A 20,738-nucleotide genomic window follows, 5' to 3' on the forward strand; every position below is an offset into this window, starting at 1 on the left:
GGCTGGGGGCGACGCCTCGTTTCGGGATACACCAGGGGCTGTTTCGGTTCGTGGCAGTGCTGTGTTCCGGCAGGTGGCGGGGGCCTTGCTGCGCTGCGGTGCCTAGGTTCGGCGCACCATGGTGAGGAGGTCGATGAGGGTGGCGGCGTGGCAGCCGAGGTGGTCGAGGGCGGCGTGCCCTTTGGCTTCGGTCGCCAGTGAGGGGTAGCCGATGACGCCGGTGGTGGTGTAGGCGCTGATGCCGAGGGTGGTCAGGTGGCGCCGGTCGGTGGCGGTGTGATCGGTCTGTGCCCAGCCGTCGCGCAGGTAGTCGGGGTGGCTGGCGAGGAGGATGGAGGTTTCGAGTTCGCCGGCGTGCATATCGTCGTGGTTGCTGCTGGTGATGGCGGCGGCAGTGCGGGCCTCGGTCCAGTCTTCACGACTCGGATACAGGCCCACGTTCAGCGGGCCGGCGGGCTGGTTGGCTTGCTGCACGACATTGGTGAGCACGGCGTTGCCGCCGTGCGCGTTCACCACAATCAACCCACGCATGCCCTGGCCGGTCAGGGACTGGCCGATATCGGCGATGATCGCGGCCAGGGTGGTGGCGCTGATACTGATGGTGCCGGGGTAGGCAGCGTGTTCATGTGAGCAGCCGAACGTGATCGGCGGCAGCGCTAGAACCTGGTGGTGCTCGGTGATGGCTGCGGTGATCGCGCAGGCGATCAGGGTGTCGGTGCCCAACGGTAGGTGGGGGCCGTGCTGCTCGAAGGCCCCCACCGGCAGCACCGCGACCGCGCTGGTCGCGGCGGGGTCGGTGGTGGTGAGGTCGGGGATGATGTCGTGGCTCACGACGGGTCTCCTTGGGTGGCGTTTCGGATGCGTGCACCGAGTGCTTGTAGCAGCGGGTCGGCGTCGTTGCGGCGGCGGTTACGCACGAGCGTGTGTGCCCGGGCAAGATGTCGGTGCGCGCGTTGTGAGGGTGCTGATTGGTAGGCGGGGATCGCGGTGTCGGCCAACACCAGCGCGAGGCGGTATTCGCGCACAGCGATGTAGGCGTGCAGCAGCCGCATATCGGCCACGGCGCGGTCGCGATGCTGCTGGGAGGTCCACTGCGCGTGATGACCGGTGAGCAGTTCCAGCGCCTTGTCGTTGTTGCCGAGCCGTAGATGCCCGGCGGCGATGTCGCTGGCCACATAGGCGGCGTGGGCATAGGGGGCCCGATCACCAGGCACCGGGTCGATATCACCGAGATCGAGTGCGGCGGCAGCGTGCCGGTAGAAACTGCGTTCATCACCATTGTGCAGCGCGGCCAGGGCCTGCTGGCGGGCAATGCTGGCCTTCAAGCGCCCCGCTTCGCGGCCCTCGACGAGTTCGGCGGCGTCGGCGGCCAGATCGACGGCCAGACTCGCCTCACTGTGGGCCAGAATGTTGGATTGGCGCATCAAGATCATCGCCTGCACCTCGGGGCTGGCCATCCGCAGGTGCAGAAACGCCTTATGCGTCAAAGTTTGGGCGGCGGCGTGATCACCGAGGTCTTGGGCGATCCAGCCGGCCACCTCGGCGATCGTTCCGGCCGCCTCAGTCACCGCGCGTTTGAGCCGTCGCGGCGCCGTTTTGATGAGGGCTTCGACGGTATCGAGATCACGTTCCACCAACGGGCGGGCGTGCTGCGGGCCGAGAGCATGTTCGGCCTCAATATGCGCCGAGCGTTGCGCCGTGATCACCGCCAGGATGTCCTCGTCGACAGGCAGCCGCAACAACAACGGGTGCGGCAGCGGTGAGGCGATCGGCACGCTGAACAATTCATCAGGCTCGCGGCCAAACACCGCGGCCAAATCGGCGCGCCACATGTCGCCGAACGCACCGCCACGCTCGATACTCAGAATCATCTGACGCAACGATTCCCGCTGCGGGATCTCGGTATCGCCGCGTAGCCGGCGAACGTTCTGCACCTCCACAGCCAGCTCATTGAGGCTGAACCCGTACTCGGCGCGCGCATCGCGAAGCCGCTGCGCGTTGCGCGCACGGTTCGGATCGGCGGCGGCCATCTTTCGATCATGCCTGACACATCAGCGCAGCTCAGCACTGCCGTGCGCGTGTCGGGGTGCTACCGGCTGTTACTGGCTGTCACTTCCGGCGACCACCACCCGAGGGCTGTCCTGGGATCGCGGCACACACGACCGCACACCACAACCCAGTAAAGGACAGCAGAACAATGCGTTTGAGAATCGATACCTCCGGGACACGGTTCATCGTCACCCGGGCGGCCGAGCCGCGACTCAACTTCGAGACGGGCAGCCCCAAAATCGACACCTCCACCGGCCTGCCCCAGCATTCGGTGCAGCTGCTGGCATTGGACGACACCGGCGGCGAAGTGTTGAACGTGACGGTAGCCGGAGACCCGAACGTCACGGTCACCCAACCGGTGTCGGTGACCAGCCTGGTCGCCATCCCCTGGGCGCAAGGTGATCGCAGCGGCGTGGCCTTCCGCGCCGATGCCATCACCGGCGCCACGACAGGTGAGCAGGGGTCGCGCACCCAGAAATAACACCCCGCGGCCGAGGCGCGGCACCAAGAGCGTGTCACGCCCGGCCCCGGGTCTGTCGTCGACCACTTCGCTCACGAAGGGCACCTGCAATGACTTCAAACAATAAGAACACCAACAACACTCAATCTGACAATGACGACTGGCTCGGGGATCTGGTCATGTCACTCTTCACCGCCGCGGGATACTTGCTGTGGTGGGCGGTGCTGTTCCCCGCCATCAGTCTCCCGATCATCGCCAGCCTGGCGCTCGGCATCACCCACGGACCCCGCGGCGGGATCGTCTGTGCGATCGTGTTCTGCGCCGGGTATGCGGGGTGGGCGTGGCTGGACCCGCGGTCGTTTCGCTCGTGGGTGACCGAACCGGTACGGCGCCGCTGGTTGACCTGGTCGCGCTACACCCGCGCCTGGGAATCGACATGCACCCTGCACGGACTGACCGCAAAACTCGGTGACCGCACCCTCACACCAACCCTGCGCACCGTAACGATCGGAAGAACCACCGATGTGCTGGCGGTGCGGATCGTCACCGGCCACTCCCCGACAGATTGGCACAAACAATCCGAGGCGCTGGCCGCGGCCTGGCGCGCCGACCGGATCACCATCACCGCCACCGCGCCCGGCGAACTGCGGATCACGCTGATGCGCGGGGATGTGCTGGCCGACCCGATCGCCCTACCGATGCCCACCCCGGCCACACCGGTGGATCTGGAGTCAGTGCGGGTCGGGATCACCGAAACCCGCCACCCCTGGCACATGCCGCTGTTGGGGCATCACCTCCTGGTCGCGGGCGCGACCGGCGCGGGTAAAGGCAGCGTGTTGTGGTCGCTGATCGCCGGGATCGCGCCCGGGATCAAGACCGGCCTGGTCCGGTTGTGTGTCATCGACCCCAAAGGCGGCATGGAACTGGGCGCCGGCGCACCCATGTTCACGGTATTCAGCCACGACGCCACCGACACCACCCTCGAACTCCTGCGCACGCTCGTCACGGTGATGCACGAGCGGGCCAATCGGCTGCGCGGCCACACCCGGCTGCACACCCCGACCCCATCTGAGCCGTTGTTTGTGGTGGTGATCGATGAGATCGCCGCACTCACCGCCTATGTGACCGACCGCAAGATCCGCACCGAAATCGAACAACTGCTCGGGCTACTGCTCTCCCAAGGCCGGGCGGTGGGGATTTCGGTGGTGGCCGCGGTGCAAGACCCCGCCAAAGACACTCTCCCGGTGCGGCAGCTGTTCACCGTCCGGATCGGGCTGCGGCTGACCGAAGCCACCCAAACCACCATGGTCCTCGGACAAGGCGCCCGCGATGCCGGGGCGGAATGCGACCGCATCTCCGACGCCACCCCGGGCGTGGGCTACATGCTCATCGACGGAACCACCCAACCCGTGCGGGTACGGGCCTTCCACGTCACCGACCACGACATCACCACCCTCGCCACACAGTTCCCGCGCCCCGCTCGGCGGCCGACACACAACCAGCGGCCACGCAGCACCGACAGCGGCCGGACGCCGAACGAGGGCACTGGTGAATAACCCCACACCACCACAACTCGCCCTGCCCGGCATTCCGGATACGGTCGACACCGCCACAGTGATCGATGAGATGGTGCGCCGCGCGGCCTCGATGGGGTACGAATCATGGTGGCGGCGTGCGGAATCGGTCGGCTTCTGCGCCCACCCCATCCAACTGGTCGGCGCCGATGAATACGGGCGGCAGCGGGTGGTATGGACGCGGTGCAACAACCGCCGCGCCCACATCTGCCCCTCCTGCTCGGACCTCTACGCCCGCGACACCTGGCAACTCGTGCACGCCGGTGCCGCCGGCGGCCACCACGACATGCCCATCACGGTGGCCGATCGCCCGCAAGTGTTCCTCACGCTGACCGCGCCCAGCTTCGGCCCCGTCCACACCACAGGCGATAGCGCGCACAAGCAGCGGGTGTGTCGGGACCACCATCGCACCGGTGGCTATCAGCGCTGCCGCCACGGAAAACCGTTGTGGTGCAGCACTGTCCATGACGATGATGACGACCAGGTCGGTCAGCCATTGTGTGCCGAATGCTATGACTATGTCGGGCACGTGCTGTTCACCTGGCACCTGCCCGAACTGTGGCGACGATTCACCATCGCCCTGCGCCGCGCACTCCGCAAGAACCTAAAAGCCGTCGGGGTCGACCCCGACTGGATCCGGGTGAGCTTCCTCAAAGTCGTTGAACTGCAAGCCCGCGCCATCCCACACATCCACACCCTGATCCGGCTGGACCCCCACGACGACAGTCAGCAGAGTGACTGGGAATCACCCGTGGGCGCAACCGAGCTCGCCGCGATCATCCAGCACGCCGCCCGCAGCGTCAGCCTGACCGTCAACGACCCCTGCGCGGACGATGGCGTGCGGGTGATCCTCTTCGGCGGCCAAATCGACACCCGCCCCATCACACCCACCGATCCGGTGAAGAAGGTGTCACCAGAGCAGGATTCGTCGACCGGTCGGTCACTGTCTGGCCGGCGGGTAGCGCGCTACCTCGCCAAATACGTCACCAAATCCCTAGCCGACCTCGGCATCAGCGCCCGCCGCCTGTCCACCGAAGCCATACCCGACCTGGACGTGTCCGAGCATGTGCGCGCAATCCTGACCACCATCAGCGATCTCGCCGACAGAGGACTCAGCGGCGTCAGGCGCTGGCTGCACACCCTCGGGTTCCGAGGTCACATCACCAGCAAATCCCGCCGCTACTCGACCACAATGACCGCACTACGCCAACATCGCGCCACCTGGACCCGCGAACAGAACGCGAAAAATACTGCACACCAGCACAACCCGGTCACCCAAGACGGGGACGGCGATGAACTGGTGGCGTGGGAGTTCGACCGCGCCGGCCACACCAGCCTCGGTGAGCGCACCCTGACCATCACCGCCGCACTACACCGCATCCAGCAACGACGCACTGCGTGCGAAGCGCTACAGAACCAGCGTCGTGACATGCAGGGCGAGGTGCCCGATGGCTAACCCACAGGCGCACGTGAGCAACCACCAAAGTGAAAAGTCCTACAGTCGTGAAGAATTCACCGCCTGGCTTGTGCAGTCTTGTGAGCGGCAACAGCTCGCGGTCACCATCACCAACCCGGCTGTTCTCGCCGATATCGCCACCCTGCTGCGCAGCACCTGACCGAACGTGGGCGAGCACTACCGATAGGTTGCCCGGTCAAGCATTGTTTTCGGTCTCTGGGCGCATCACGACACTTTGCGGTGGGCGGGGGCTGATGTCCAGGCCACAGCTGCAACGCGGGCGAACCCCGGTTCGCGCCTTGACGCCAGCCCCTGGCCGCCGCGCACCATCAGTCGCGGCCAGAAAACCCCCCGGCCAACGGCCCGCCGGCGACCGCATTGGTGTGGCGGTCGCTGGTGGGATTCCCTGCTCACGGTGTCCGAAGATCGCCACAACATGACCACGCGTCCCTTCGCTACGGCAGGACACGGCGCGTCGCACCCACGGTGGGCGCCGCACCGTCAGAATTGATCTCATGACTGGTTGGCATCGCCACGCAGCAGCAACGCTGCGCAGATTGTGGCAGCGCCCCGGCCGCACGGCCGACATCCACATGTGGCATCTCGACGCTGTCGCCACTTCCCGCGTCCAGGCGTTCCGCGACGAACGGGGACACGGCCTGGCACTGATCACCTTGCGCGACGGTGACCGCGGCGCCAGTCACGTTAACGCCGCCGAAGCCTACCGACGCACCATCTGGGCGGAGTTCTTCGGCAAGCACACAGCGCCGCCGACCCTCATCTTCAACCTGCTCAACCCGCGTCTTCGCTACAAGGGCTGGCCGAACGTCGTCGCGATCGACTACGACACCCAGGGTAGGTTCGCGCATTGCCGGGAGGTCGACGCCGAGGAACTGGCAACACTGCACCGTCTGGGCGCCCAGTGGGATCATGGCGGGGGATACGTCCCTTACACCCCGCCGCCTCCCACCCATGCCGTCGTGCTCCGGCGTATCCCGGTGCGTGAACTCCCCGGCAGCCAGCCGTTCCGAGACATGGGGCGTTACCTGGCCGTCGACTGGGCCGCAGCCAGCATCGCTGCCCTGCAGGGCAGCAGCGAACACGATCTGCCCGCGGACCTGCCGGCAGATATCGCTGAGGCCGCGCGGTCGTTGTGGTGGGACCCGATCAGCCTCATCCGCGAACCGGGCGAGCCCTTGAGGTTCATGAACGGTCAGCACCGCGCGGAGGCGATGCGCCAACAAGGCGCAGTCGAGACGATCGTCGAAGAACTGCGGCCGGTCGACGCCCGACCACTGCCGGGGGAGCTTCAGACAATCAGTGAGTGCTGAAGCCGCTTGGCTGATGCGGCATGGCGCCCTCTGGCCCAGCGAAGGCGTGCCGTTCACCTTCTTCACCCTGCCCCCACGAGCACGGCACCGTTTCCTCGGTCGGGATGGCTGTCCGACCCGGTCCTATGCGGGCCATATCGAGTGACAGCAAACCCGTCGACGCTGGCGAACAGTGTGGTGGTCAGGTGATACTGTGCTGGATAGCTATCTGTGGTCGAGGGGGATGTGGTGACAGATCGGCTGGCCGTTGACGCGGCGGGGCTCGATAAGGCTGCGGTCGGCAGTGCGGAGATCGCGCAAGGACTTGCCACCGACTCCGGTGGTAACGCAGGAGGGAGCCAGCCAAGCCATGCTGGTGTGGCGGCGCTGGACCGCGCGCTGGCCGCGCTGCGGGTTGGCCAATCCCGACGGGTCGCGGGCCAGGGCAGTGATCTGCGGACCGCGGCGACGGTGTACACCCACAGCGACGAGGCCGCCGCCGAGAACGTGACGAGGACTATATGAGCGCGGTGACAACACCAGTAGGTGCGCTACTGACGCGCTCACAGATCGAAACCTGGGACAGGACCCACCTTGAGCACGCGGCAGCGCGATGGCGAATATCAGCCAGTGAATCTGAGGAACTGTTCGAACAGCACCGCCGCAACATCGCCGCGCCCGGTGGCACCGACTGGGAAGGCACCGCCAAAGACGCCGCACTCGACCGGGTCACACAGGACACCAACGTCGTACGCGCGGCCGGTGACACCGTGCGCGCCGCTGCCGACCTAGCGCAGGCCGGCGCCGACGATCTGCGGGCGGCCCAGCGGGCTGCGCTGGAAGCGATCGCCGAAGCCGAAGCCGACGGGTTTCGGGTCGGCGACGACTTGAGCGTGACCGATACTCGGCGCCTCGATTTGTCGACCATCGCCGCCCGCCACACTGCCGCCGCCGAGCACACCGAGAACATCCGGTGGAACACTGAACAACTCGTAGCCACCGACACCCTAATCGGCCGGCGGATCACCGCCAAAGCCACCGAACTCGACGGAATCACCTTCGTCGAGGAGAACGGTGGCCACGACGGCACCGTCCAGCTCGTCGACAGCGAAACCCGCGATCGGGACGCCCGCCATCCCGACGGACGCGAACGCGATCCCGACGGCGAGTACGGGCGGCGGGTGCGCGACGATGGCTTGTTCCGGCGACCCGAAGGCGGAGACAGCGGCGGCGCTGACTGGCTCGACAGCGACTGGGCGGGACGGGCCATCCTCGATCGCTACCTGGTTGGCGGTGGCCGTGACTGGACCATCCAGGACAACCCCGAATGGTCGCAGTACATGATGGACCACAACGGGCTGGCCCGAGAACTCGACGGCCAGGTACGTGGCCAGGCGCAACAGTCACTCAACGAGTACTTGGCCGGCCACGGGGCGCAGCGTGACTACTCTGCGCAGTTCGCGGCGACAACGCAGAACGGCGAATCCATCACCGGATACCAGTACCTCAACGGCACCAACGATGACGCGGGCGGCTTCAGAATCAACGGGACAACCCACGTGGAACCGCTATCCGCCGGCACGTACAAGGTGACGGTCGACGGCGGCTATCAGTGGAACGACATCATCGATGCCAACGCTCAGTATGCGACGGACACGTTCAAAGACCGAATCGCCGAGATCATCACCCTCGGTCAGGCGCACCCTTACCAGATTCACATCGGCTGGCACAGTCAAACCGAGTTTGTCCTCGACCAAAGCGGAGCTTTGGTCACCGCGAAAGGCTACCCGTACCAATGACATTCCGAATCGTCACCACTGTGACGCTGGTACTCGCCGTAGCTGCGGCCGTTGTGGGCTGCGGCCTCTTCGGTCGCGACAGCGAGACCGATGAGCGCGCCGTGCGCCCCGGCGAACCGAAACCCTCGCCATCAGGGCTCTATACCGCCTACGCCGAGGACGGCGCTCCTCAGAACACCGTGAAAACGTTGGTCGATGTCATCCGCGACAAAGACGGCAACGAGGTCTACCGCGACGATGCCGCCTACAGCACCCGCCACGGCGTGCTGTTCACCTGGCTATCGACAGAACCTAATCAGCTGTGGATCCTGTCCAGCGACGTAGGAACCTTCCACGTCGCGCCCGACAACGACGGCACCTGGACAAAACAGCACGCAACCAACGTTCCCCCGGAGATCAAAGATCTACGTGGATACTGATCCCGAACGGGGGCGCACACCACCATCTCGCGCAGGCTGTCTATCGGCTAGGCACGCTGGCCGCCGCGTGCTTGCCTCGTGCGTCTGAGAACGGTCTCGGCGGATCACGTTCCGGCGTGAAGATGCCCAGCAACGCACCGTTCGCTGTGACCACGTCGCGACTGCTCGGGCAGACGGGGTCGTCCCCATTGCTAGTCCCGCCGCTGGCCGGGCAGACCCCTCGGTCGGCACACGGTTACCCGAGCGATGACGTCGTATCTGCCCCCGACGTTCGTCGGCCCCGACGCTCAACTGGTGGGCATCGGAACACCGACCTCATCAGGCATTTCGATGCATACGAACGGTCAACAGCGGGTAACCTCCCCGACATACTGTGATCTACAGTGGTGAACATCGCGATGCACGGGCAGTTTTCATTGTCGCCAAAGTCGTGTAGGTTGTAGTTAACAGACCCCGCCAGGGCTAGAGCGCAAGCTTCCCCAACCAGGCGGGGCTTTTTATTGGCTAGTATCCCCGGAATGGCCAAACCCGCACTGCCGATTGACAAGCAGATCGAGCTGCTGGTCCAACGAGGACTGCCCATCCCGCTGCCACCGGACGACGATTACGAGCAGCGCAAGGCCGAGTACCACGCAGCGGTACGCCTGCTGATCGACAACAACTACTACCGACTCTCGGGTTACTGGAGATACTTCCAGGTCCGGCCCGGACACGGGGACAACCGGTTCACCGCCGGCGGCACCGTGGCACAGATCACTGCGACCTACACTTTCGACCACGAACTTCGCTGCATCCTGATGGAGGGACTGTCGATCCTGGAAGTGACCTTCCGTTCGCGCTTTGCCTACTACATCGCAATGCATATGCCGGTGGATAGCTATCTGGAACCGGCGTCCTACATCGACAGGCGAGACCGCTACGGCAACGTTCTTCGCGATTTGCTGATCGCCGACATCCACGACGAACTCACCCGCTCAAAAGAGAAATTCGTGGCGCATCACACCGCAAAGAACGAGACGCCGCCGGTATGGGCAGCGGTGGAGGTGTTCAGCTTCGGAACACTGTCGAAGATGTATGGACTGCTCGATCAGCACACCGTGCGCACCGCCGTGTGCAAAACCTTCGGGTTTCCCCACTCCGGATTTACCGCATCACTCATGAGATCGATGGTCGTCCTGCGCAACATCTGCGCTCACCACTCACGTGTATGGCATCGCGTTCCCGACGTCCCGCCACCAGTACTCAACAAATTCAAGCACGTCGAGCCGCAGCTATATCAGACAGCCTCACCATGGGCATGGCTGGTGATGCTCGCCGACCTCGTCGACACCATCCGCAGGGACAAAACGTACTCGTCAAAGTTGTGGGCACACATCGACTCTCGGCCCGATCTCCGCGACGGGTACCAATATCCACGACACACCTGAAACGTTCGGCAAGCGGAGGGTTCCCAGTGGAGTGTTTCTGGGGCGCAAGCAAAGCCGCACGAGAAGCGCGTCGATACGTGTCAATCGTCGCCGACCTGGCCAGCCGCTCGCTCGGTGGGCGCGTCCCCGGGCGAACTGGCGATCGACCGACGCTGGCTCAAATCCGAGAAGCCAACGGCACGCCGAACGACATCTAGATGCGCCACGCTGGCTGGACGCGATTGATGTCGAGGCTGCGCGAGCCGGGGTTGCCGGGTGCGATGACGGCGTGATCGAGCACTGATTTGATGATGGCTTGTTGGCGGTCGATGTCGAGGTCGTCCCATTGGCCGCGCAGCACCTCGCCGCAGCCAGCCAGATCCACCACCGAGCTAGTGTCGGTAGCGTGCGCGATGTCGCGGCGAGCCTGGGCGATCCGCTCGGTGATGGGGTCGCGGGCGGCAATCCATTCCCGCGCAGACACCGCGCCGGCGGCATACAGTCCGGCAAGCTCATCCAAGCGGGCCTGGTCGGCTTCCAGCTGGGTCGCCAATGCGGCGACATCAGCATCCACACTGGACTTACCTGCCAATGCCTCCGCGAGCTGCGGGGAGTCCAACCGGGTCAACACAGCATCAGTGAGCAGTTCCTCGACCGGCGACGCCACCACCGTCAGACGGCCGCAGCCGCCGTGATCGGGGCCTTTCAAACACACGTAGCGGCGGACCCGGTTGTCTGGATTGCTGTGGCGTGCTTGGGAAAACAATCGATTCCCGCAGCGCCCGCAGCGCAACATGCCCGACAGAAGGTAGGTGCGTGGGGCGCGGGTTTTGGTCAGTGCCCGGGTCGCCATGCGGGCCAAGATGCGGTCGCGTTCGGCCGGAGTGATGATCGCTGTCCAGGTCGCGGGGCCGATCACCTCGCCGTGGTGCTCGCGCAGGCCAGCGATACGCCCGGAGGTAAGGATTTGGCGTACCGCGGAGGTCTGCCACGACTTCGCGACGGCCGGGGCAATGCCGGCATCGTTGAGCCAGATGGTCAATGACCGGATCGAGGCGCCGGCCAGGTAGCGGTCGACCATCTCGCGAATGACCTTGGCCTCAGCGTCGCGCAGGGTGATCTTGTCGGACTCGTACCCGAATGGGCGTACCGAGCCGTGCGGCAGTCCTTGTTCGGCGTTCTGCAACAGCTTGCGACGCACGCGGGCGGATTTGCGCCCGGATTCTTTGGCAGCAAACGCGGCAAAGATGCGGGCCATGAACAGCCCGTCATCATTACCCAGGTCAATGTCGGCGGTCACGGTAGCGACATCGCGCACGCCCGACGATTCACACAGCGTCACGAATTCTTCCAGTTCGACTGGCCGGCGGTGCAGCCGATCGAGGTTGTACACGATCACCGCATCCCGGGCACCGGATGTCAGGTCGGCCAACATGCGGGCATACTCGCGGCGCGGCTTACCGGAGTAGGCCGAAACGTCGTTGTCGACATATTCATCGCCGATCGGCCAGCCCCGATCGGCGGCGAGCTTGCGGCAATCTTCCAACTGCCGCGCCACCCCGAGCCCGGTGCCCTCCACATCCGCCGAAATTCGGGCATAGATCGCCACTGACCGCACCCCGACGCGCTGACCTGGACTCTTTACCTTCGCCATGAGGGTAGTTTACTAGCACCTAAGCTTCGACGGATGGGTGGGGCCGGCGGGCCAGGCCACAGTGTGGTCGATATCGGTGTCCCAGGCCGGGACGTCGCAGCCGGGGAAGCGGCAGGTGAGATCGCGGCAACGGATGAATTCGGCGAGCCTGGCGGACGGGAAGCGGCCCTGCTCCAGGGTGACGGTGCCGGGGTCGACCTCGCGCACGGTGGCGTGTTCGACGGCGGCCGCGAGGGCTTCGGCGTCGATCCGGTCGAGGCTGCCCGTCAGGGCGGTGGTGCCGGCACGGTCGGCGATGAGGTGCACCACCAATTTCGCGGCGGGTGCGGTACCTGAGACGGTGAGCGGTTCGGCGGGGCAGTCGGACTGTCCGCACCGACACGACAGGGCTTTCCCGGCGAACACGGCGAAGAATGCATCCGAGCGCCGGGCGTCTTTGGACCGCGGGTCTGCGCGACACACACTGCCGGCCATGGCGTCCAGGACCGCATTCATCGCGGCCAGTGCGGCGACGTCGATGCGGCCCCAGATCTCGGCGGTGCCGTCGCCATTGGCGCACCCTCCGACCTCGCGGTCGCGACGGAGTTGTTCGCGGATGCGCACCGCTTCGGGATCTTGCGCGGCGATGACTGCGTTGATCCGGGCCTCGATCTTCGGTTCGGACAGCCGTGCCCATTTCGGGGCTCTCTGCGCCAACCGGTCATCGACACGTTCCAGCACGTCCCGATCGACGATCAGCTCGGTGCGGGACACGATGGCTGCGAGCATGCGGTAGTCCAACCAGCCGCTCTTCGCGGTGCGGAGGACCCGTGGAAGCTTCGTGTAGAGAGCGATTGCCATCTTGACCTGAGCGGCGGCCCGACAGCGGCTCACCCCTAGTGCGGTGGCCACTTCAGCCACCAGGCTGGTGTGCCCGTCGATGGCCCAGCACAATTTCTCGGTGTCATCCTCAGGAGCCCGGGCGTCATAGAGCTGCCCGATCGCAAACAGCCGACGGGCCCCGCAGGCGTTCTCCTCGCGGGCTTCGGCGCCGATGTTGTCGACCGCCAGGGCCGCGCGACGTTCCTCTTCTTCGTATGCCAAACCTTCGTCCACCATGATTCGAACACTAGTGCGATGTTCTGACGTGTTCTCGGTGGTGAGACGTGGTGGCGCCATCCCTGTCGATTAGCGCGACTAATCGAAAGACGGTGTGAGGGAGAGGTTTTAGTAGATCACCTAATCGACGAGGACTACGTGCGTGCCGGTCCACCCCGGATGGTGAACGACCCGGCGTCATCGATGGCGTCGATCTCCGCGGCGAAGGCCTCCGCGGTCGGAGCCTCCAGATCCACCCCGGCGGTCTCGGCGATGAAGACCCGCGACACGTGCTTGCCGCCGACCCGGTAGATGTTGGCGGTCCGCTCGCAGCTCTCGTGCGCCAGGTAGACCACCACGGGGGTGACGTCCTCGGGATCGAGATCCTTCACCAACTCGGTCATCGTGTTCTCCGTCATCCGCGTCCTGGCGATGGGGGAGATGGCGTTGACCCGAATGTTGTTGCGCTGTCCCTCGATCGCCAGCACATTCATCAACCCGACCAGGCCGGTCTTGGCTGCCCCGTAGTTGGACTGGCCAAAGGTGCCGAACAGGCCGGACCCGGAGGTGGTCATGACGATGCGCCCGTAGTCCTGCTCGCGGAACACCGGCCACACCGCGCGGGTGACATTGAAGGCGCCGCGTAGATGCACATCGAGAACGGCATCCACCTGATCGGCGGTCATGTTCTTGAACGCGGCGTCCCGCAGGATGCCCGCATTGTTGATCAGCACATCCACCCGGCCGAAGGCCTCGGTCGCGGTGCCGACGATGGCTTTGCCGCCCTCGTCGGTGGCCACCGAATCGGTATTCGCGATCGCCGAACCGCCGGCGGCGGTGATCTCGTCGACCACGGCCTGCGCCGCGGACGTCGCGGGACCGGTACCGTCCACCGCGGCACCGACATCGTTGACCACCACATGGGCACCGCGGCGGGCGAACTCAAGGGCATGGCAACGACCGAGACCGCCACCGGCACCGGTCACCACGACGACCCGGCCGTCAAAGCTCAACTCAGACAAAGTTTCACACTCCTGCCGCGACGGCGATCGACTTGGTATCGAGGTAGCCTTCCAGACCCTCGCGGCCGAGTTCACGGCCGTACCCACTGTCCTTGACACCACCAAACGGTGCGAAGGGGTCCATCGTGTAGCCCTGGTTGACGCCGAAGGTCCCGGTCTTGACCTGGGCGGCGATGCCCAGCCCACGGTCGGTGTCCGCCGTCCACACCGAACCCGCCAGTCCGTACCCGGAATCGTTGGCCAGTGCCACGGCCTCCCGCTCGTCGCGGTAGCCGATCACCGTCAGGACCGGCCCGAAGATCTCCTCCTGCGCGATCCGCATCGAGTTCCGGGCATCGGTGAACAAGGTGGGACGCACGTAATAGCCGTGGTCGACTCCCTCGGGCCGCTCGGTACCGCCGACGACCACCCGCGCGCCCTCCTCCGTTCCGATCCGGATGTAGTCGAGCACCCGCTGCTGCTGACGCCGATTCACCAGCGGCCCGAGCTGGGTCTGCGGATCCGTCGGGTCGCCGACCGTGATCGCGGCGATCTCCGCGGCGAGGGCGTCGACGAACTGCTGCTGACGGGCGGCCGGCACGAGGATGCGGGTCAGCGCATTGCAGATCTGGCCGCTGTTGGACAGGCTGGCCGAGCGCACCCCGGCCGCGACCGTGGCGGGGTCGGCATCGTCGAGGATGATGGCCGCCGACTTGCCGCCGAGTTCCAGGCTGACCTTGGTGAGGTTGGCCGCACACGCGGCGGCGACCGCTCTGCCGACCGCGGTGGACCCGGTGAAGGAAACCTTGTCGATCCCGGGATGGCCGACCAGGTGCGCGCCCACCGTGTGGTCGCCGGGCAGCACCGACACCACCCCGGGTGGCAGTCCCACCTCCTCGAACAGCTTCACCAGAAACAGCGCGTCCAACGAGGTTTCCGGCGCGGGCTTCGCGATGACGGCACAGCCTGCCAGCAGCGCGGGCACCAGCTTGGCCATGGTCAGGAACTGCGGCATGTTCCACGGCACGATCGCGGCCACCACACCGACGGGTTCCTTGCGGACGTGGATGTCGGCGCCGAAGAAGCCGGGCCGGACCTCCTGCCAGTCGTAACCCTGCGCGGTATCGCAGAATGCGCCGATCATCATCGCGGGCAGGCCGACCTGGGCGCGCTGCGCGAAGGTGATCGGCGCGCCGATCTCGGCCGTGATCAGCTGGGCGATCTCCTTGCCGTGCGCGCGATAGACGTCGGCGAACCGGCGCAGCACCTCGACACGCGCACCCGGGGCCATCCGCGGCCAGGGGCCAGTGTCGACGGCGGCGCGCGCCGCAGCCACGGCGGCGTCGATATCTGCGGGAGTTGAGCTCGGGACCTCGGCGAGCAGTTCCTCGGTGTGCGGAGAAACCAGTTCGAGCACGCCAGCCCCCTCGGGTATCAACTACTTGGCATTGACGGCCCCGAGCATACGTCAGTCCAATTTGATGGCCGACATGTACATCTCCACGATGGGCCGGTAGAGGTCGACGTCGTCGAGTTGGCTGCCGAGGATCACCGAGTCGCTGGTCGCGACGAGCACCTGGGCGAACGTGAGCGGGGGAATGAGCAATGTCGCGCCGAGGCGTTCCATCCCCTGGCTGATGAATCCACTCAGTGCCTCGACGACTTCGGAACGCTTGCCGGCCACCCGCTCGCGCGCCTCGGGGTTGCGCAACAGGTAGAGGGTGAACTCGTGCCCCAGCGCGGCGTGCTCGGCGCCACGGTCCAGGCTGAGCTGCCGCCACCGGGCCGCGATGGCATCGAGTTCGCGGGCTCCGACCTCGGTCGCCGAGGACAGCACCTCGGCGAAGTTGTCGAAGTAGCGCCGCCAGTACCGATCGCTGACCGCGAAGAACAGGTCTTCCTTGGTGGCGAAGTGCTTGTAGATCGCACCCTTGGTGTAGCCGGCGGCCCTGGCGATGTCGTCCAGGCTGGCCGGCGCGAAACCCTTGTCGGCGAATACTTCTTCGGCGGCGTCGAGGAGTAGCGAACGGGTGCGCTCGAGGCGTCTTTCCCGCGTCCACTGCTCGACCATCGGCCCAGTGTGACACAGAATCCAAGAAACTCTTGAGTTACTCAGATACTCATGAGTATCTTCATTGGGTGAGTACCGAATCGCTCAGTGAGGCAGCACTACCCATCGAGCCGGGGCCGCGATCCTCCAACCGGGTCAAGGTTCTGGCGGGCGTCGGCGGTGTGATCCTGACGCTGCAGATCTACGTGTGGGTCCGGTGGATCACCGGCCCCTACTTCGAGCGGGTGCCGCAGGGTCCTAGTGAGCCACCCCTGTACATGAAGATCCCGCTGATCGCCAACGCGGTGATCCTCTGGCTGGCATTGCCTTTCGCGCTGTGGTTCTTCTTCATCAAGCCCTGGCGCCAGGAGCGGCGGATCACCCTCGACGGAATGCTGCTCATCTCGATGGGCCTGATGTTCTTCCAGGATCCGTTCCTGAACTACTTCAATACCTGGTGTACGTACAACACCTGGCTGTGGAACCGCGGATCCTGGGCGCCGTATCTGCCCGGAACCACGGCCTCGGAAGAACCGGGAGCGATGGTCGCCGAGCCGCTGCTGACCAACGCGCCCGGCTACGCGTACGGGGTCCTGCTCATCACGATCATCGGCTGCGCCATCATGCGCAAGATCAAGGCGCGCCGGCCGAACATCAGCAACCTGAGGCTGATTCTGATCACCTATGCCATCGCCTTCGTCTTCGACTTCGTGATGGAGGCACTGGTCCTGCTGCCCACCGGTCTGTACACCTATCCCGGCGCCATCCAGGCGGTGTCGTTCAACGCCGGCACCTACTACCAGTGGCCCGTCTACGAGGGGCTGATGTGGGGCGGGGTGCAGACCGCCCTGTGCTGCCTGCGTTACTTCACCGATGACCGGGGCCGAACTGTCATGGAACGTGGATTGGATGGCGTACGAGGAGGATTCGTGCGGCAGCAGTTCACCCGGTTCCTGGCCATCTTCGCCGGCGTGAGCGCCTGTTTCTTCTTCTTCTACAACGTCCCGGCCATCTACCTGGGCATGCACGCCGACCCGTGGCCGGAGGATCACCAGAAGCGGTCCTACTTCAACGGCGGTATCTGTGGCGAGGGAACTGACAAACCCTGCCCGCACCCCGATCTGCCGATGCACCGCAACCACACCGGCTACATCAACACCGACGGGCAGCTCGTGCTGCCCGAGGGGGCGACGATGCCCACCGTCGTGCCGTTCGATCGGCCGGCCGGATGACCGAAACCGCATTGTGCGCGCCGTACTACCGCGCGGTCGGGGAGGAAGCGCACGTCTTCCGAGCCGCTGCGCGACGCGGCTCGCCGATCCTGCTCAAAGGTCCGACCGGGTGCGGCAAAACCCGATTCGTCGAAGCCATGGCGCACGACCTGGGCCGGGAACTCATCACCGTGGCGGGCCACGAGGACATGACATCGGCTGACCTGGTCGGCCGCTTCCTGCTCAAGGGCGGTGAAACCGTCTGGGTGGACGGTCCGCTGACGCGAGCGGTGCGCGGCGGCGCCATTTTCTACCTCGACGAGGTCGTCGAGGCCAGACAGGACACCACCGTGGTGATCCATCCCCTTGCCGATCACCGCCGCGAGCTCCCCGTCGACCGGCTCGGCCTGACCCTGCCTGCAGCGCCGGGGTTCCAACTGGTGATCTCGTACAACCCCGGTTATCAGAGTGTGCTCAAGAGCCTGAAGGAATCCACCCGGCAGCGGTTCATCGCCATCGAACTCGGCTTCCCGCCCGCCGATATCGAGACCGAGGTCGTCGGTTACGAGGCCGGCATCGATGTGGACACCGCGCGCATCCTGGTCACCCTCGCCGGCAGGATTCGCAACCTGGACGGATCGCCGTTGCGCGAGGTGGCATCCACGCGCATGCTCATCCTCGCCGGTGGGCTGGTGGCCGAAGGTCTGAGCCTGCGCAGCGCGGTGCAGGCCGCCATGGTCCAGGTGCTCTCCGACGACGGCGATCTCGTGCGTGCCCTCGGCGAGCTCGTCGACGCGACGCTGCCGCAGACGTGACCGATCCGGCCCGGTTGCGGCTGCTCGCAAGCTCCGTTGCGGGTAGGGCCGTCGAGGTGGCAGCGGCGCCCGCCGGTCGGCCGGCTCACACCGACGGGCACACCGTCTTCGTCTCCGCCGCGGCTTCCGCCGACGCGCAGCGACGCGAAATGCTGCTGCAGAGTGCGCTTCTCGCGGCCGGCAGCCTCGACAGACGTCACCTGAGCGCGCTGCGCGGGCGCCCGGCGGCGATGCGGCGCTATCTGGCGCTCGAAGGTCACCGGGTGCTCGCCGAGGTGTCGGCGCAACTGCCGCTCGCCGCCGCTCTGTGCCCGGACGGGCGGCCGCCGACCAGGACCATCGCGCAGTCACTGGACATGGCCCGCGGCCGGCAGCCGGTGCCCGAGCCGCCGGATTGGTTCGGCGTGATCGTCTGCGCGGCACCTCGGCAGGGCGTGCCGTTGAATGTCGACACCACCGGGGACATCGAGTCGGACGACGACGATGACGAGCACGGCAGGCAGAGCACCATCCTCAAACTGTTCGAGGCACCCATCAATTCGCGGGCGCTGTCGAACTTGCTGCGCAAGCTGTTCGGCGCGGCGAAGGCGTCGGCCGAGGACGAAGCCGGTGGCGAGCTGCGGGTGGGATCGGTGCGCCGCGCCAAGGACGCGGGCCCCCAGGCCCGGCCCTTGGCGACCCGTATCAGGTTCACCGATCGCGGCAGGCCCGGTGCCACCGTCGGCATCGGCGCAGCGCTGTATCCGGAGTGGGATGTGCACAACGACCGTTACCGGCCCCACTGGTGCCGGGTCATCGACTTCCCGCTGCTGACCGCCGCTGACGTGTCCGCCGCCGACGTCCCCCAGGATCCCGCACTGCGCCAGCGCCTGGCCCGGGTCAGCTTGGGCCCCAAACTGTTTCGTGGTCGGGCCGACGGTGACGACGTGGATGTCGACGCACTGATCTCGCTGAGCGTCGATCTGCGGTCTGGGTTCTCCCCGCCCGAACACGTCTACCTCGAACGCCGCAAACTCGAACGCCATCTCGGGGTCCTGATCCTGCTCGATGCGTCCGGCTCGGCCACCGATGCCGACCCGCACGGTCGGGCCGTGCACGATCATCAGCGCCGCGCTGCGGCAACCATGGCGGCCACCTTGGAGGAACTCGGCGACCGGGTGGCCGTCTACGCGTTCCGCTCCCAGGGGCGCAACGCGGTGTATCTGCCCGCCATCAAGACGTTCGGCCAGCGATTCGGGGCCGCCGGGCGAGCCCGGCTCAACGGGCTCCAGCCGTCCGGCTACACCCGCCTCGGCGCCGGCATCCGCGGGGCGGGGGAGATCCTCAAGACCCAGGCGGGTACCCCGAACAGGTTGCTGGTCGTGCTGTCCGACGGCTACCCCTACGACAACGGCTACGAGGGCCGCTACGCCGAGGCCGATACAGGCAAGGCGTTGGAGGAACTGCGTGCCGACGGGGTGGCTTGTCTGTGCCTGACGATCGGTGCGGAGGTCGGCGGTGCCGTCACCGAGCAGGTCTTCGGGTCGGCATGCCACGCCGGAGGCGCCTCGCTGAGCGAGCTGAGTCCACGGATGGATGAGCTGTTCCTGTCGGCACTGCACGAACTCGCCGCAGCACGGTAGGACTACGGACTGTCAAGGGTTCCCCCGGGTGCCGTCGGCGACCACGCTGGGGGAGACAGGTCGAACACCGTGGAAAGGCATGGACATGTTGGTCGTCGTTATCGGCGGAACCGGGCTGATCGGCTCGAAGGTCATCGCCAACCTCACCGCACTTGGTCATGACGCGGTGGCCGCATCGCCGCGTTCCGGCGTGGACACCATCTCCGGCGAGGGGGTGTCCGCGGCACTGGCCGGAGCCGATGTCGTCGTCGACGTCACCAATTCGCCGTCCTTCGCCGACGACGATGTGCTCGCCTTCTTCACCACCTCGACGCAAAACCTGCTGACCGCCGAACGTGAGCAGGGGGTCGGGCACCACGTGGCGCTGTCGGTCGTGGGTGCCGCCGGCGTCCCGGACAGCGGCTACATGCGCGCCAAGGTGGCCCAGGAAAAGCTGATCGCCGAATCGGGGATCCCGTACACTATCGTGCGCGCCACTCAGTTCTACGAGTTCGTCGAGGCCATCGCGGGATCGGCCGACGCCGGGGGCACCGTGCGGCTGCCGCACGCCGCCATGCAGCCGATCGCCGCCGCGGATGTGGCCACCGGCGTGACCCGCGCTGCCGTCGGCGACCCCGTCAACGGAGCGGTGGAGATCGCCGGACCGGAGAGGGTTGGCATGGACGACTTCGTGCGCACCGGGCTGGCCGCCAAGGGCGATCCGCGAACGGTCGTCACCGATCCCGCCGCGCCCTACTTCGGCGCGGTCATCGACGACAGCAGCATCGTGCCTGCCGGCCCGGCGACGCTGTTCGAGACCACCTTCGCGCAATGGTTGTCCGCGCAACCCGTGTAG

At 66.1% G+C, this 20,738-nt stretch carries 20 protein-coding genes; 13 read left to right on the plus strand and 7 right to left on the minus strand.

Annotation, left to right across the window (positions count from 1 at the left end; translation table 11 throughout):
- Positions 1-102 precede the first annotated feature (102 nt).
- On the minus strand, positions 103-831 hold the full coding sequence (locus A7U43_RS04005) for a creatininase family protein (protein ID WP_036376238.1): 729 nt from the start codon (positions 829-831) through the stop codon (positions 103-105).
- The gene (locus A7U43_RS04010) at positions 828-2,030 is read right to left on the minus strand and encodes a hypothetical protein (RefSeq protein ID WP_067991398.1); all 1,203 of its coding nucleotides are present in this window, start codon (positions 2,028-2,030) and stop codon (positions 828-830) included. Before A7U43_RS04010 ends, A7U43_RS04005 begins: the two co-directional genes overlap by 4 nt.
- 167 nt (positions 2,031-2,197) lie before the next feature.
- Between A7U43_RS04010 and A7U43_RS04015 the strand changes: the two genes are divergently transcribed.
- The 9 genes from A7U43_RS04015 (at position 2,198) to A7U43_RS04050 (ending at position 10,494) form a co-directional block, all read left to right on the plus strand.
- Entirely contained in the window at positions 2,198-2,530 is a 333-nt protein-coding gene (locus A7U43_RS04015; RefSeq protein WP_036376243.1) for a hypothetical protein, read from the plus strand.
- 89 nt (positions 2,531-2,619) lie between these two features.
- The gene (locus tag A7U43_RS04020; RefSeq protein WP_036376246.1) at positions 2,620-4,065 is read left to right on the plus strand and encodes an FtsK/SpoIIIE domain-containing protein; all 1,446 of its coding nucleotides are present in this window, start codon (positions 2,620-2,622) and stop codon (positions 4,063-4,065) included.
- Positions 4,058-5,539, plus strand: a complete 1,482-nt coding sequence (locus A7U43_RS04025) for a replication initiator (protein ID WP_229480067.1) — start codon at positions 4,058-4,060, stop codon at positions 5,537-5,539. Before A7U43_RS04020 ends, A7U43_RS04025 begins: the two co-directional genes overlap by 8 nt.
- Entirely contained in the window at positions 5,532-5,699 is a 168-nt protein-coding gene (locus A7U43_RS30005) for a hypothetical protein (protein WP_165804665.1), read from the plus strand. The genes A7U43_RS04025 and A7U43_RS30005 overlap by 8 nt, the downstream gene beginning before the upstream one ends.
- A gap of 355 nt (positions 5,700-6,054) precedes the next feature.
- Complete coding sequence (locus tag A7U43_RS04030) at positions 6,055-6,870, plus strand: hypothetical protein (RefSeq protein ID WP_051558595.1); 816 nt, start codon at positions 6,055-6,057, stop codon at positions 6,868-6,870.
- A 228-nt stretch (positions 6,871-7,098) separates the two neighbouring features.
- A complete protein-coding gene (locus tag A7U43_RS04035; RefSeq protein ID WP_036376325.1) occupies positions 7,099-7,374 on the plus strand; it encodes a hypothetical protein in 276 nt (91 codons plus the stop codon).
- A complete protein-coding gene (locus A7U43_RS30010; protein ID WP_067991401.1) occupies positions 7,371-8,648 on the plus strand; it encodes a hypothetical protein in 1,278 nt (425 codons plus the stop codon). Before A7U43_RS04035 ends, A7U43_RS30010 begins: the two co-directional genes overlap by 4 nt.
- Before the next feature lie 20 nt (positions 8,649-8,668).
- Entirely contained in the window at positions 8,669-9,067 is a 399-nt protein-coding gene (locus A7U43_RS04045) for a hypothetical protein (RefSeq protein ID WP_185291709.1), read from the plus strand.
- A 518-nt stretch (positions 9,068-9,585) separates the two neighbouring features.
- A complete protein-coding gene (locus A7U43_RS04050; protein ID WP_051558597.1) occupies positions 9,586-10,494 on the plus strand; it encodes an Abi family protein in 909 nt (302 codons plus the stop codon).
- Between the two features lie 193 nt (positions 10,495-10,687).
- Here the strand turns inward: A7U43_RS04050 and A7U43_RS04055 are convergent, their stop codons facing one another.
- From A7U43_RS04055 to A7U43_RS04075, 5 genes are all read right to left on the minus strand, one after another.
- Entirely contained in the window at positions 10,688-12,127 is a 1,440-nt protein-coding gene (locus tag A7U43_RS04055) for a recombinase family protein (RefSeq protein WP_073908059.1), read from the minus strand.
- 12 nt (positions 12,128-12,139) lie between these two features.
- The gene (locus A7U43_RS04060; RefSeq protein WP_067991406.1) at positions 12,140-13,225 is read right to left on the minus strand and encodes a DUF222 domain-containing protein; all 1,086 of its coding nucleotides are present in this window, start codon (positions 13,223-13,225) and stop codon (positions 12,140-12,142) included.
- Positions 13,226-13,359: 134 nt separating this feature from the next.
- The gene (locus A7U43_RS04065; protein WP_068001837.1) at positions 13,360-14,217 is read right to left on the minus strand and encodes an SDR family NAD(P)-dependent oxidoreductase; all 858 of its coding nucleotides are present in this window, start codon (positions 14,215-14,217) and stop codon (positions 13,360-13,362) included.
- A gap of 13 nt (positions 14,218-14,230) precedes the next feature.
- Positions 14,231-15,622 carry an aldehyde dehydrogenase gene (locus A7U43_RS04070; RefSeq protein ID WP_231963526.1) on the minus strand — a complete coding sequence of 464 codons (1,392 nt, stop codon included), beginning with the start codon at positions 15,620-15,622 and terminating at the stop codon, positions 14,231-14,233.
- A gap of 51 nt (positions 15,623-15,673) precedes the next feature.
- Positions 15,674-16,276, minus strand: a complete 603-nt coding sequence (locus tag A7U43_RS04075) for a TetR/AcrR family transcriptional regulator (RefSeq protein WP_067991414.1) — start codon at positions 16,274-16,276, stop codon at positions 15,674-15,676.
- Between the two features lie 68 nt (positions 16,277-16,344).
- On the opposite strand from A7U43_RS04075, the gene A7U43_RS04080 reads away from it, so the two are divergent.
- From A7U43_RS04080 to A7U43_RS04095, 4 genes are all read left to right on the plus strand, one after another.
- Complete coding sequence (locus A7U43_RS04080; RefSeq protein WP_197499961.1) at positions 16,345-17,487, plus strand: spirocyclase AveC family protein; 1,143 nt, start codon at positions 16,345-16,347, stop codon at positions 17,485-17,487.
- On the plus strand, positions 17,484-18,281 hold the full coding sequence (locus tag A7U43_RS04085) for a CbbQ/NirQ/NorQ/GpvN family protein (protein WP_067991419.1): 798 nt from the start codon (positions 17,484-17,486) through the stop codon (positions 18,279-18,281). Before A7U43_RS04080 ends, A7U43_RS04085 begins: the two co-directional genes overlap by 4 nt.
- Positions 18,278-19,903: a nitric oxide reductase activation protein NorD gene (locus tag A7U43_RS04090; RefSeq protein ID WP_067991422.1), complete on the plus strand. Its 1,626-nt coding sequence runs from the start codon at positions 18,278-18,280 to the stop codon at positions 19,901-19,903. Before A7U43_RS04085 ends, A7U43_RS04090 begins: the two co-directional genes overlap by 4 nt.
- An 85-nt stretch (positions 19,904-19,988) precedes the next feature.
- Positions 19,989-20,738: an SDR family oxidoreductase gene (locus tag A7U43_RS04095; protein ID WP_068001840.1), complete on the plus strand. Its 750-nt coding sequence runs from the start codon at positions 19,989-19,991 to the stop codon at positions 20,736-20,738.

Source organism: Mycobacterium adipatum, assembly GCF_001644575.1.
In the GTDB taxonomy this organism is placed as follows: domain Bacteria; phylum Actinomycetota; class Actinomycetes; order Mycobacteriales; family Mycobacteriaceae; genus Mycobacterium; species Mycobacterium adipatum.